Annotated in this window: 6 protein-coding genes; all 6 read left to right on the top strand. The window is 61.5% G+C overall.

All coding sequences use genetic code 11. The features are described from left to right. Nucleotides 1-29: 29 nt before the first annotated feature. Nucleotides 30-3,641: an SCO7613 C-terminal domain-containing membrane protein gene (locus FFT87_RS00145; protein ID WP_219949397.1), complete on the top strand. Its 3,612-nt coding sequence runs from the start codon at nt 30-32 to the stop codon at nt 3,639-3,641. Between the two features lie 80 nt (nt 3,642-3,721). Continuing rightward, a complete protein-coding gene (gene pta, locus FFT87_RS00140) occupies nt 3,722-5,890 on the top strand; it encodes a phosphate acetyltransferase (protein WP_219949396.1) in 2,169 nt (722 codons plus the stop codon). Further along, nucleotides 5,887-7,008, top strand: coding sequence for an acetate/propionate family kinase (locus FFT87_RS00135; protein ID WP_219949395.1), 1,122 nt, complete (start codon nt 5,887-5,889; stop codon nt 7,006-7,008). The genes pta and FFT87_RS00135 overlap by 4 nt, the downstream gene beginning before the upstream one ends. A gap of 179 nt (nt 7,009-7,187) precedes the next feature. Then, nucleotides 7,188-11,135 carry an IPT/TIG domain-containing protein gene (locus tag FFT87_RS00130; RefSeq protein ID WP_219949394.1) on the top strand — a complete coding sequence of 1,316 codons (3,948 nt, stop codon included), beginning with the start codon at nt 7,188-7,190 and terminating at the stop codon, nt 11,133-11,135. 285 nt (nt 11,136-11,420) lie between these two features. Then, the gene (locus tag FFT87_RS00125) at nt 11,421-13,610 is read left to right on the top strand and encodes a DNA polymerase III subunit gamma and tau (protein ID WP_219949393.1); all 2,190 of its coding nucleotides are present in this window, start codon (nt 11,421-11,423) and stop codon (nt 13,608-13,610) included. 3 nt (nt 13,611-13,613) lie between these two features. Further along, nucleotides 13,614-14,213 (top strand): recombination mediator RecR, encoded by a 600-nt coding sequence (recR, locus tag FFT87_RS00120; RefSeq protein WP_219949392.1) that lies wholly within the window; start codon nt 13,614-13,616, stop codon nt 14,211-14,213. The last annotated feature ends 53 nt before the right edge of the window (nt 14,214-14,266 follow it).

Raw genomic sequence — 14,266 nt, 5'->3', positions numbered from 1 at the left:
ATTGGCTCGTGGCTTCTATGATGTGAAACATGAATAAAACTTGGAGCGATGACGCCGTCCGCGGCCTTCAGGCGTGGGGCAAATGTCCACGGTGTGATCTCGCCCAAGTGCACGAGGGAATCTGCACCCATTGCCGTGCCGACCTGCGCAACGAAACTGCCGTTGAGCTCGCTGACGCATCGAAGGCAGCCGTGGCCGCGCTGGAGCACCGACAGAGCATCCTCGACCGAATTCCCACTGCAGCGCTACCTCACGATGTTGCAGTCTCTGCGCCTGCGGTTTCCGGAGCGGCCACACCTACCCCCACCCCCACTTCCTCGTCGCGTTCCACGATCAGTGTGCAGTCGGTGCTCGCTGTTGCCGGCGCTGGCCTTTTCGCGGTCGCGGCGATCGTCTTTACTTTCTTCAACCCCGACCTCACCGATACGGGTACGCGCACTACCGCCATCGCGATCATTACCCTCGTGTTCATCACGGCGGCGTGGCTGCTTGCTCGCGCAAACCTTCAGTTCTCTGCGGAGGCGGTCGGTGCTCTCGGAATGGTTTTCGTGATTCTCGACATTTGGGCGATTGCGACCCAGACTCCCGCGCCACTCGGCGGTTACGGAGCCGCGGCAATCGCCACGCTGCTCATCTCTGGCCTATTCGTCATTCTCGCCACTGTGCGCCGTATGCGCGCGTGGCTCTGGGTCGGCCTCGTGGGAATTGCTATTACACCAGCCCTCGTCGGCTATGCGATTGATACCCCGTGGTCTGTAGTGCTTGGGCATCTTGGTGTTGGCTTTGCTGCTCTACTCGTCCAGGAACTTGCACAAACTCTGGGGCGCCGATTCGAGAGCACTCTGCGAGTCGACCACGCCTCGGCGACTGGTCTCCAGATGCTCAGCCTTATCGTCGTGCTGTCGACCGTGATCGGCCTGCCTTCTGGCGACACCCGTGCGTGGATTCTCGGTATCTCCGCCGTGATCGCAGGGCTAGCGGTGATGGCAGTCTTGAGTACCCGAAACGCCCTCCCGCAGCTATGGAGCCTCGTCGCCGGCGTGCTCGTCGCCGTTTCTCTGACGATTTTGCCCTTCGCTGCGGTGGTTGATGACCCCGAGCGACTCTTGGCGCTCCTGCCCGCAGTAGCCGTAGGTGGTCTCGCGCTACTCGCGACAGCATCTCGTGCTGCCTTTGCTCCTCGAGTCGACCGCATCGCACTCCTGACTGGCGTCGCGATTGTCGTGGTTCTCGCGAGCATCCCCACCGCCCTCGTCGTGCTCGGCCAAGCGTTTACCGCGCCGGCACGCCTCGTGCCATCGCTCCTCGGTGGGGCCGCAACCTTAGGGATGCTTGCTCTCGCCGTTGGCCTCGTCATCGCCGCCATTGCTCGCAAGATCCGCTCTCTCGGCCTTCTTGCTCTCGCGGTCGCGCTCGCGGGGCTTGTCGGCTTCGCCACGTGGAGTGAGCTCAGTGACGTGACTCGAGTTGCCCTCGCTCTCGGAGCGGGCGTTGCGCTCAGCGTCGTGACAGTCGCGCTCAGGCGTGCGTCTGGCGAAACCACCGGTGTCACTCGGGCAACTTTCGTATTCGCTCACGTTCTCATAGTGCTCGGTGCGATCATGACGACCCCAGACAGAGTTCTTGTGGTGGTTGGCGGGCTCGGCGTCGTTGCGGCAATCGGTGTGCTCACTGGTGCTGTGCGCCGCTCGATTCAGCCGCTTCACGCGGCCGCCGGATTCGTCTATGCCCTCGGGGTCTTCGCGTTCTTCCTCGCGGAATTCACTGTGCTGTCGTGGCCACCGACTGTCATCGGCTTGACGGCGACCCTAGGCCTCGTCGTGGCGATTGTTCTCACTGTGCTCCGCGCCGTTCCGGTGCGCTTCTGGGCTGCAGCGCTCGTGGTTGCGGCGATTCCCTTCGCCCTTAGCATTGGAATGCTTTTCTCTGAGATCAGCGGCTGGGTTGGGCTCTCCGCGGCAACGGCGTTTGTGCTCGCTCTCGTTCTCGTCGTTATTCACCGACCGGGGGCGCGCCCGGTGGTGCGCGTCGGGGCGGCAGGTCTGCTCGTGCCAACTGTCACGGTGGTGATCATTTCGGTCGTTCCCCAGTTCGTCGAACAAAGTACCTCGCCATTTACCCTGCCCATCACCGCAACGCTTGTCGCACTCGTGCTGCCCACCACTGAGTTTGTCGGCCGCAGCTTGCGCAAGCTCGGCCACACCGAAGCGGAAACTCGCGGCGTACGTCTCGCGCTCGAAGTATCTGCGCTCATCACCGGTGCTCTCGCCGTCGTGCTCACCCTCGTGCGAACGGCAACTGATTTCGGCACGACCTTCCTCGTACTCGGAATTATCGGAATCGGCGCTGTGGCAACGGGACAGTTCCTCAAGCGTCGCTACGCCTGGATCGTTGCGTACTTCAGCTTCACGGGTGCGCTGTGGTCTCTCCTTGCTCTCAACGAGATTGCCCTGCTCGACGCCTATGTGCTGCCACCAGCACTCGTTGCGGCCCTCATCGGCCTCGTTGCCGTCTGGCGCGGTCGACGTGGTCTCGGTCTCTACGCTGGCGGACTAGCCGTGGCAGTTGCCGCCCCGCTCCTTGTGCTCATTGTCGCCGGAAACGGTCCTGCGGAAGACTCCATCGAGTGGCGAACGATCGCCATTATTTTGGCCTCGGCCTCGCTGCTTCTTGCGGGATCGTTGCTTGCGCTCATCCCGGACCCTTCTCGGCATGCGAGCCTGCGCCGTTTGCGCGTGACTACGATCTTGGTCGGGCTCGGAGCATCAAGCGCCGGCCTCGTTCAAGCGATTCGTTATGGCGCGGGCGCAGATGATGCGCAACTCGCAGACCCCCAAGCGGTCATGATCCCGGTGCTTATCTTCGGACTCGTCGCAACGGTGCTTGCCGCTGCAGCAGCAACAATGCTCGTTTCCTCCCCACGACTTGCACGCTCGCGGCTTCTCGCTCTTCCGGCGCTTGCCTACTTTGTGCTGGCTCCGGTCTCAGCGTTTAGGCACGGGCCGGTCTTCCCCATAACGCTGCTTCTTGTCATGGTCATTGTGCTTGGGTTCATGATCGTCAGCGCGCTGCGCGCTCGTCACCGACTGACCTCGTTACCGCCAGTGTGGCTCACGTTCCTCTTCGCGACGATTGCGGGCATCGCCGGCTGGAGCGAGCACTCGATCTTCCGGGTGGAGCCGTTCTCTCTCACCCTTGGCGCTGCACTCCTTGCTGTGGGCATCATCGGCTGGCGCAACATCGGTGAGACAAAGCCAACCCTCTACTCGTGGCCGCAAGGCCAGCGTGGATCATGGAGGCTGCTCGCGCCAGGAATTCTCGTCATGCTCGGCACGTCAGTGCTCTCCACAGGCACTGACCCGCAGACGTGGCGAGCCATCCTGGTAATCGGGCTGGCGTTGGTCAGCATTTTGCTCGGTAATCGCCTGCAGCTTGCCGCGCCATTCGTGCTTGGAATCGTCACGCTTGCCGTTGAGAACGTCGTAGTCTTCGCCGCGCAAATAGGAACAACGATCGACGCGGCGACTTGGTGGATCACTCTCGCAAGTGCTGGCGCCGTTCTTCTGGTGCTCGCAGTTTCGACTGAACGGCGTTCCAGCGGGGAGCGCGGGGTTGCCGCTCGAATGCGCGACCTGCGGTAGTGGGCGGCGGGCTGAGCGAAACGGGCTTCCTCAGGCAGTTTCGGCAGCGTCGGTTCGCCTCGTCGGCGTAGGCTGAAGTCGTGGCGCAGAACATCTACATCACTTCCATTGAGGGCCATGCTGGCAAGTCCACCATCGCCCTCGGTCTCCTTGACACGCTCAGTCGTGAAGCAAAACGACTCGGAGTATTTCGGCCGGTAGCCCGTACGAGCGACGAGCGTGATTATGTGCTGGAGATGTTACTCGGGCACGAGGCCGTCAACCTCAGCTATGACGACGCCGTGGGCGTCGGATATGACGATGTTCATGCCGATCCCGAGTTGGCGCTCAGTCGCATCATCGAGCGTTTCAAAGCGGTAGAGGCCCAGTGCGACGTTGTCGTGATCGTTGGCTCTGACTACACGGATGTTGGCAGCCCAACCGAACTCTCTTATAACGCGCGCGTCGCAGCGAACCTCGGCGCTCCTGTGCTCCTTGTTCTCGGTGGGCAGGCCGAGGACGGCGAGAGCCGCAGCCCAGACGACATGGCTCAGATTTACTCGATTGCGCATCAAGAATTGGTTGCCGCGCACGCGCAACTGGTCGGCGTCATCGTCAACAGGTCTGACCCCGATCATCTGGTCGACGTCATTGCGGCGGTGAGCGCTGCCGTCGGCGCTGATGCCCCGGTCTGGGCGATTCCAGAGGACCCGTTCCTTATTGCTCCGAGCCTTGGCTCTCTCTTAGCAGCGGTCGACGGTGAACTGCTCAAGGGCGACAAAGAACTTTTGCAGCGTGAAGCCCTCGGCGTTGTCGTCGCAGGCATGACCATGGAAAATGTGCTTCTGCGATTAATTGAGGGGTCGGTTGTGGTGGTTGCTGGCGACCGCTCCGATGTGTTGCTGGCGACACTTATGGCGCACGCATCAGAGACATTCCCTTCGTTGGCGGGCATCATCCTCAACGGCGGTTTTGATCTCTTGCCACAGATTGAGCGCCTGATGGATGGACTGGATGTCGCGTTGCCCGTCATTCGTACCTCGCTTGGCACCTATGACACTGCCCGCATCATCACCAAAACGCGCGGGCGGTTGGCTGCCGAGTCTCCCCGCAAGTTCGATACCGCGCTCGCGCTGTTTGAACAGCATGTCGATGCTGCAGAGTTGCTTCGCCGCCTTGAGCTGAACCCGCCAACGGTGGTTACGCCGCTCATGTTCGAGTACGGTTTGCTCGATCGTGCCCGCTCGCTTCCGCAGCACATCGTGTTGCCGGAGGGCAACGATGACCGCATCCTTCGGGCATCCAGCACGCTGCTGCGCCGTGGTGTTGCCAAACTCACGATTCTGGGTGACGAGGGCGAGGTGCGCGGTCGTGCGGCTGAACTCGGTCTAGATATCTCGAGCGCGAGCATCCTGAGCCCCTTCAACGAAGAACTGCGCACGCGGTTCGCGACCGAGTACGTAAAGTTGCGTGCCCACAAAGGCATGACGATGGAGGTAGCGCGAGACACGGTGACAGATGTCTCGTACTTCGGCACCATGATGGTGCACCTCGGGCTTGCCGACGGCATGGTGTCCGGTGCCGCGCACACGACTGCTCACACCATCCGCCCCAGTTTTGAGATCATCAAAACTAAGCCTGACGTGTCGATCGTGTCGAGCGTGTTTCTCATGTGCCTCGAAGACCGCGTGCTTGTCTATGGCGACTGTGCTGTGAACCCCGACCCGGATGCAGCCCAGCTGGCCGATATCGCGATCTCTTCTGCTGCTACCGCAGCCCAATTCGGCATCGAGCAGCGCATCGCAATGCTGTCGTATTCCACCGGATCCTCTGGCAGCGGTGCTGATGTCGACAAGGTGAGAGCTGCCACGGCGCTTGTCGGCGAACGTCGCCCAGATCTCGCCGTCGACGGCCCGATCCAATACGATGCCGCAGTGGACGCTGCCGTCGGCAAATCGAAAATGCCAGACTCGGAGGTTGCAGGCCGCGCCACGGTGTTCATATTCCCCGATCTGAATACGGGCAACAACACCTACAAGGCCGTGCAGCGCAGTGCTGGCGCAGTGGCCATCGGGCCTGTTCTTCAAGGCTTGCGCAAACCCATCAACGATCTCTCACGTGGTGCCCTCGTGCAGGACATCGTCAACACCGTTGCAATCACGGCGATCCAGGCACAAGCTGTCGCGGCAGAAGCTGCTGCTGCTGTTGCTGCAACGGGCGCTGTTGCCGCAGCCGTCGCCGAGTCAGCCACCTCAGGGGAGCCAGCATGACAACCGTCTTCGTCGTGAACTCTGGTTCATCGTCAATCAAGTGGGAACTGTTGGACGCCGAATCCGGTTCCGTCTACAGCGGCGGCATTGTTGAACGCATTGGGGAACCCGGGGGAGGAGCCGCCGACCACGACGAGGGGATGCGGCAGATTCTTGCTGAGCTCGGGGACGAACATCCGGCCGTCGTCGGTCATCGAGTGGTGCACGGCGGGGCAGAGTTCACGCAGGCTACAGTCATCACCGATGCTGTCGAGGAGCGGCTCGAAGAGATTTCGGTGCTCGCGCCGCTGCATAACCCCGCCAATCTCAAGGGCATCCGGGCGGCGCGGGCAACGTTTTCGACCGTGCCTCACGTCGCCATCTTCGACACTGCGTTTCACGGCACACTGCCACCGGCGGCCTATACCTATGCGATTGACGCTGAGCTTGCTCGCACGCATGGAATCCGTCGCTACGGTTTCCACGGCACCTCGTACCGCTACGTTGCGGACCGTGCCGCCGCCATGCTGGGTAGGGATCTCGCCGACCTCAAGCTCATTGTGTTTCACCTCGGCAACGGTGCCTCGGTGTGTGCAATCGATGCTGGCCGCAGTATCGACACCTCGATGGGGATGACCCCACTTGAGGGCTTGGTAATGGGGACGCGCTCGGGGGATATCGATCCGGGCGCGCTTTTTCACTTAGGTCGCGCCGGTATTGATCTTCCGGGATTAGACCACCTGCTTAACCGCGAGAGCGGTCTGCTCGGCATGACGGGCACCGGAGACATGCGTGATGTGCAGTCGGCCGCTGATGGCGGGGATGCCCGCGCGCAGGCGGCGCTCGCTGTCTACTACCACCGGCTTCGTCACTACCTCGGCGCTTACCTTGTGGCCTTAGGGGGAGCCGATGCCATCGTGTTCACGGCCGGAGTGGGCGAGAACAACGCCAATACTCGGGCGGCCACTATCGCAGAGCTCGAATCGTTCGGCATTGTGATGGATGCCGCAGCCAACTCCGAAGCGCGACGAGACGAACGTGTTGTGTCGACGTCTCACTCGCCGGTGAAGGTTCTCGTGATCCCCACGAACGAGGAATTGCAGATAGCTCGAGAGTCGGTTGAGGCTGCAACCCGATAGACCAGTTCCTTTTCCCCCGCTGTCAACGCTTGCGTTGCAGCGCGCTGAGGTTTTATCATGGGCGCGAGGCCGAATTCGGGCGGACTCAGCCTGGGGTCAACCACCCGCGAGTAGCTCACCACTACTTGAGTTGAGTGCGAGCGCAGAGTGCGCACAGGCCTTGGATCAGGGGGGCAGTCGTGGCTTTCAGCGAACCAATTTTCGGGGCAAGCGGTGTAACGGAGCGGCGTCGCGGCCGCATCATTCGGTCATCAATCGCGGCATTCGCCGGTGTAGGACTCGTTGCTTTGTCGGTTTTCTCTGCGGGAATACCCGCTCAGGCAGCAGCCGGGGACGACTCGATTGCAGAGTCGGCTTACCTTTCGGGAAGCCTTCTTTCTGGCCTTCTGGAAGGTGAGCTGGCGCTTCTCGGCACGACCGAAGCATCAAACAACGGCACGCAAGCGCTTCAAACCGATACTGCGGGTGTCGATGCTCTCGTGGGACTCACCGCGACGGCTGGCGGGATTGGAGTACCGATCGCGCTTGCGAACGCAGGAGCGCTTAGCGGTTTTTCGCAAGCGGCCAGCGACGGCAGTTCGATCGCGGCGACCGGTCTCGTCAATGCGTCGGGTGACGTAGGAGTCGACGTCGTCGACGTCACCGATCGCCCCGATGGGCTCTCCCTCAATCTGGCCAACGCGTTGTCTTCCGGTCTCGCTGATGAACTGACGGCGCTTTCCCTCGAAATTGGTGCGACGAGCTCTCGGGCTTCGCAGGCAGCTCCGGCGGCGGCGGTCGGCAGTTACGAAATTGTCGGTGCTGAACTGCGCTTGACGAGCGACACCGTCGCCGGAGTCAGCGCAACGGTCGATGGCCTCGCCGGAACACTTTCGGGGGCAGTTGACGCTGTCGCCGGTCCTGGTGGGTCCTTGCTTGGTGCCGTCACTAACGTCGCGGTGGACACTCTTAACACGCTTCCTCTCGGACTCGTTTCGGCTGGAGATACCTCTGCAAGCGTGAGCGTGGACTTCGCAACACCGCTCGCCGCGCTGTACGTACCGGTGACGTCGGGTGCCGTCACTGTCGACTTCGGCACGGGCGAGATCGTCGTCGATCTGGCTGCTCTGAAGGGGGGCTCGCTTTCAGGGCAGCCGGCAAATACTTTTGTGTTGACTCCCGCCGAACTTGCCGCAGTTACGGCATCGATCTCGACGCTGGTCGGGCAGTTCGCCAACAATGTCGAAGCCGCAGTGACAGCCGCGTTGGAAATTGCTGAGGTAGATATCACCGTTGATTTGGGAATCAATCTCGGATCTCCTGTCGGCGTTGTGTCGCTCGCTCGTGTTTCCGTTGACGGCACACTGGCTGAAATTGCGAGTTCATCACCTTCGACAACAACCATCACGGCATTGGGAACGATCAGCATCGGGATACTAACGTCGGCAGTAGTTGACGCGGTCATCGCCCCTCTCGTTGCCGATCTTCTCGATCCAAACACCGCCGCGCTTCAGACATTCGTTGGCGCACTTCAGACCGGTGTCGTTACTCCTGTAATCGCCGCGCTAACACCAGCGCTCGCAGCTTTAGCGCTAGTCGTGAAACTCTCGATCAATAATCAGGAGCTCATCGGCACATCGCCCAACCAGCAGTTTGTGGAGACCGCGCTGCGGCTCTCTTTGCTTGAGCAAGGGCCGGTTACGAAACTTTTGCTCCTGGATGTCGCACGCTCTGCCGTCGGCCCCAACCATTCAGGCGTTCGTCCCGTCATCACCGATGTTGACCCCACAAGCGGACCGGCCTCGGGCGGGACCTCCGTCACGCTGACCGGAACCGACTTCACCGGATCCAACGGAGTCACCTTCGACGGAACCGCAGGCACGGACTTCACTGTCGTGAGCGACACGGAAATCACTGTCACGAGCCCGGCTCACGCCGCTGGTCTTGTCGATGTCATCATTCAACATCCTGCCGGCGCTTCGGATGCCGGCGGGTTCACGTTCACTCCGGTGCCTGTCATCTCGTCCCTCACCCCGGACTTCGGTCCTATCTCTGGTGGCACGGTCGTCATCATCGAAGGAACTGACTTCACAGGTGCAACGGGAGTCACCTTCGACGGTGACGATGGAACGGCATTTACTGTCGACAGCGATACCCAAATCACGGTGACGACCCCTGCCCACGCGCTTGGCGTCGTTGATGCGATCATCGAGCGCGCTACAGGAAATTCGGTTCCTGCCGACTTCACCTACCGCGGAGCCCCGACCGCCTCAGGCCTGACGCCGAACATCGGTCCGGTCGCGGGCGGCACTGCCGTGACCATCACGGGAATCGGTTTCATCGGCTCCACGGGGGTCACCTTCGATGGGGATGCCGGAACGTCGCTCACTGTCGTGAGCGACACCGAGATCACTGTCTCGAGCCCCGCTCACGTTGCCGAAACCATCGCGGTTGTCGTGCAGCACCCGATCGGAGATGTCTCCGCCGGTGACTTCACGTACACCTCTGCCCCGATCATCTCGTCGCTGTCGCCGAACGTCGGTTCGATCTCTGGCGGCACCGAAGTGACCATCACGGGATCAGGCTTTACCGGATCGACGGGCGTCACTTTTGACGGGGATGCCGGATCGTCGTTCACCTTCGTGAGCGACACCGAGATCACCGTGTCAACTCCGGTACATAATGAGGGAGCCGTCGAGGTAATCGTGCTGAACTCGCCCGCCAACTCGGCACCGGGTACCTTCACATACATCGCGCCGCCCACTGTTACGGACGTCGCTCCTACTGCCGGTCCAGTTACAGGCGGCACGGTAGTCACTATCGAAGGCTCAAACCTCACGGATACCACCCGAGTGACGTTTGATGGAGATGCCGGCACGTCGTTGACCATCCTGAGCGACACCGAGATAACGATCACCACTCCCGCTCACGTGCAGGGCACCGTGCCCATCACGCTTCAGCATCCTGGTGGCGATCTCGGTGCCGGCCTTTTCGAGTACCTTCCGATTCCTGTCGTCGCGTCGTTGACTCCCGCTACTGGCCCCACCGTGGGAGGAACCGTCGTCACCATCACGGGTTCGGACTTCACCGGAGTCACCGGCGTGACGTTTGATGGGGATGATGGAACGTCGTTCATTGTGGTGAGCGATACCGAAATCACGGTGACCACTCCTGCTGGCGCGGAAGGTGCGGCGGCCGTTGTCGTCGAGCATCCGAATGGCAACGCTGCGGGCGGCGACTTCACCTACCTTGCGGCTCCTGTCATCACGGGTATCGCACCGGTGGCTGGCCCGACTTCCGGAGGAACCTCGGTGACCCTCACCGGCACAGGCTTCACGGGAGCTACAGGCGTGACGTTTGCTGGGGATGACGGAACGTCGTTCACGGTAGTGAGCGATACCGAGATCACCGTATCGAGCCCGGCACACGCCGTCGGCGCGGTAGAAGTGACGGTGGTTCATCCAGGCGGAGCCTCGATTCCGGCAACCTTCACCTATCGGGCTGACCCCACGGTGACACTTGTGTCGCCGAACGCCGGTCCGCTGGCGGGTGGCACCGAGGTCACCATCACGGGAACCGGTTTCACCGGAGCAACCGGGGTGACCTTCGATGGGGATGACGGAACGTCGTTCATCGTCGTGAGTGACACCGAGATCACCGTAACGAGCCCGCCGCACGATGCAGGATCCGCGGAGATCGTGATTCAGCATCCGATCAATGATGCGGCTGCGGGAGACTTCACGTACGCCTCAGAGGGCATCGCCGTCGTGAGTTCGATGTCTCCCCTCGTGGGGCCAGACACGGGAGGTACTCTCGTCACACTGCGTGGTAGTGGTTTCTTGGGTGCTACCGGAGCTCGCTTCGGTGATGTGTGGGGAACAAACTTCACGGTGCTGAACGACACCATGGCGACAGTCGTGACCCCGGCTCACGAAGCAATGTGGGTACCGGCGGTTCTCTCCTCGGGGGCGGAGATAGTCAGCACGCCTGGCTTCACCTTCGAGCTCACGACGTTAGCCGCAACGGATGACGGCCTCGCGTACACGGGATCCTCCGGCCTCCCGATTGCGTGGGTTGCCCTTGCGCTCATCAGCGCAGGCGCATTGCTCATGATTTCTCGCCGCCGCGTAGGTCGTCACCGCGCGTGAACTGGAGGTGGCAGCGCTCTAGAGTGCTGCCACCTCGTCACTTGCCTCGAGAGCTAAGTGCGTGCAGGGCTTGCCATCCCCCGGCGGGCCCTGCACGTTTATTCGGGAAGTGCATGCCACGGATCAGGTGTGGCAATAGCCGGTAACCAGCCGACCACAGAAGATTCGGAACAGGAACCAGAACGGATTGCTTTCCACGGCAAAGTTTCTCGTTCGTTGCGTTCACCGCGTTCTGTTCGCTCTCCGCACGTTGGGAAGGTCAGCGGGCACGACTACGCTAGAGGCGTGGTTGCTGCCCTATATCGCCGATACCGGCCCGAGACTTTTGCTGAACTCATCGGGCAGTCTCAAGTGACGGATCCGCTGCGCACAGCGTTGCGTACCGACCGCGTTAATCACGCTTACCTCTTTAGCGGGCCGCGTGGGTGCGGCAAGACAACATCGGCCCGAATATTGGCGCGCTGCTTGAACTGCGCAGAAGGTCCGACTGACACGCCCTGTGGCGTTTGCCCATCGTGCGTCGAGCTTTCTCGCGACGGCGGCGGATCGCTCGATGTTGTCGAAATTGACGCGGCAAGCCACAACGGTGTCGATGATGCTCGTGATTTGCGTGAGCGTGCCGTGTTCGCCCCTGCGCGCGACCGCTTCAAAATTTTCATTCTCGATGAAGCGCACATGGTGACGCCTCAAGGCTTCAACGCGATGCTCAAGATAGTGGAAGAGCCGCCGGAGCACGTGAAGTTCATCTTCGCGACCACCGAACCAGACAAGGTGATTGGCACGATTCGTTCGCGCACCCATCACTACCCCTTCCGCTTGGTGCCGCCGGCACAAATGCTTGACTACGTTCAGCAGCTCTCAGAGAGCGAGAAGGTAGAAGTCGAGCCCGGTGTTCTTCCTCTCGTTGTGCGTGCCGGTGGAGGATCAGTTCGTGACACTCTCTCGCTGCTCGACCAACTGATCGCTGGCTCCGACACAGCAATGGTCGGTTACGAGCGAGCCGTTGCTCTGCTCGGCTACACCCACGCCGAGCTGCTCGATGAAGTCATCGATGCGCTCGGCTCTGGCGATGCCGCCGCAGCGTTCTCGTCGGTTGATCGGGTTATCCAAACCGGGCAAGATCCACGGCGCTTCGTAGAAGATCTTCTTGAGCGGATGCGCGACCTGATCGTTGTTGCGGCCACCGCTGCCAATGCGGCATCCGTCTTGCGCGGCATCCCTCAGGACCAGCTTGAACGAATGGCGCAACAGGCGCACACCCTTGGTGCTGCCGAACTTTCTCGAGCGGCCGACGTCGTCAATGCGGCGCTGTCAGACATGACAGGCGCTACCTCGCCACGATTGCATCTTGAACTGATGATCGCGCGCATTCTGGTGCCGGCAAGCGACAACACTCAGCGCGGAGCCCTCGCCAGAGTTGAACGGCTCGAACGCCGCATCGGCATCGAAGGTGACGGGTCGTTGGCTGCGACGTCGACGGCTGCGCCCTCAGCAGTGCCGACTACCGCTTCGACAATGCCGATCCCGGCCACACAATCTAACCCGGCCACAACGGCGATCCCGGACACCCAGTCGGCCACGGTAAGCCCAACAGCTCGCGCCGAGTCGTCGCCGTCGGTTTCGCCTCCGCACGCCCCCGCTCCTACCGCTGCCGTAAGGGAACCGACGGCAACCGGCACTGAGCTTTCGACGCCGGCGGCCGCGCCACGCACCACTCCGGTCTCGATTCAACAGGTCAAAGACTCGTGGCCCGAAATTCTTGATGTCGTACAAAAGCTCAAGCGCACCGCCTGGATGGTCGTTTTCACCGCCAAGCCGCTCGAACTTCGTGATGACAAAATTTTGGTGCTCTCGTTCCCTAGCGAGCGTGACGTCGAAGCACTCAAGCAGCGCAGTGCACCAGGCGAAGGCGTCGGAGACTACCTCAAGAAAGCCTTCGTGCACGTGCTCGGCTTCGAACCAGCGCTCATGGCGCGGGTGGAAGGCACGAACGCTGCCCCGCCAGCGAGCCCGGCGCCAGCGAGTCCGGCGCCAGCGAGCCCGCCGCCATCGCGCCCAGAGCAGTCGAGCGAACCAGCCGCTCCGACTTCGAGTCAACAGGCCCCGCCCGCCGCAGACGAGGTCCCAGAACCCGAGGAGCCTGCGCCGGCCGAAGATCGCGAATCTGGCGGCTGGGCTGTAGCAGCGATTCCCGAGTCGGATCCAGAGCCTGACGGTGATTCAGCCGCGGCACGAGGAAGCGCCATCGCGCAGCAAGCGGCAAAGAAGCCCACGTCTGAGCGGCTAGCGGAAGCCGCCGCCTCCGCACCACCAGCTCCGCCAGAGTCTTTAGCGAAAGCAGCAATGTCTGTAACAGCGGCCAAGATGGACCGCTCCCGCTACGGAGAATCAGTAGTGCGCGAACTATTGAACGCCACCTTCATTGAAGAGCAACAGGTTGAGCCGCGAGTAGTGCCCCAGCCAAGAGATGAGTAGGCCGTGTACGACGGAATTGTTCAAGAACTGATCGACGAACTCGGTCGGCTGCCCGGCATTGGGCCGAAGTCTGCTCAGCGCATCGCGTTCCACATTTTGCAGACCGAGAGCTTTGACGTCCGTCGACTTGCAGAACTGCTCAACGACATCCGCGACAAGGTCCATTTTTGTGCGATTTGCGGCAACGTGACTGAGCACGAAACCTGCTCAATTTGTCGTGACCCTCGCCGCTCACCCTCCTCGATCTGTGTGGTCGAAGAGGCCAAAGACGTCGTCGCCATCGAGCGCACTCGCGAATTCCACGGGCTGTATCATGTACTTGGTGGAGCTATCAGCCCCATCGACGGAATCGGTCCAGACCAGTTGCGCATCAAGCAACTCTTAGGCCGGTTGGCTGACGGTGTCGTCACAGAAGTCATCATCGCGACCGACCCCAATCTCGAAGGTGAAGCAACCGCTACCTACCTGACGCGGCTTCTGGTTCAGCCCAACCTTCGAATTTCGCGCCTCGCATCGGGTCTCCCGGTCGGTGGAGATTTGGAATATGCCGACGAAGTCACGCTTGGGCGGGCCTTCGAAGGCCGCCGAACTGTCGAACATTAGCGCTTCCCGTAACGAACTCGGCGGGGCGTGCACGCACCGTTAGACTCGCATTT

It is taken from the genome of Salinibacterium sp. M195 (genome assembly GCF_019443965.1).
Lineage (GTDB): Bacteria > Actinomycetota > Actinomycetes > Actinomycetales > Microbacteriaceae > Rhodoglobus.
This window is presented reverse-complemented; position numbering and strand designations above follow the sequence as displayed.

Bases quoted from the DNA above. Each gene is read 5' to 3' on its own strand.
- FFT87_RS00145 (WP_219949397.1), top strand. From the start codon at position 30: ATGAATAAAACTTGGAGCGATGACGCCGTCCGCGGCCTTCAGGCGTGG.
- FFT87_RS00135 (WP_219949395.1), top strand. From the start codon at position 5,887: ATGACAACCGTCTTCGTCGTGAACTCTGGTTCATCGTCAATCAAGTGG.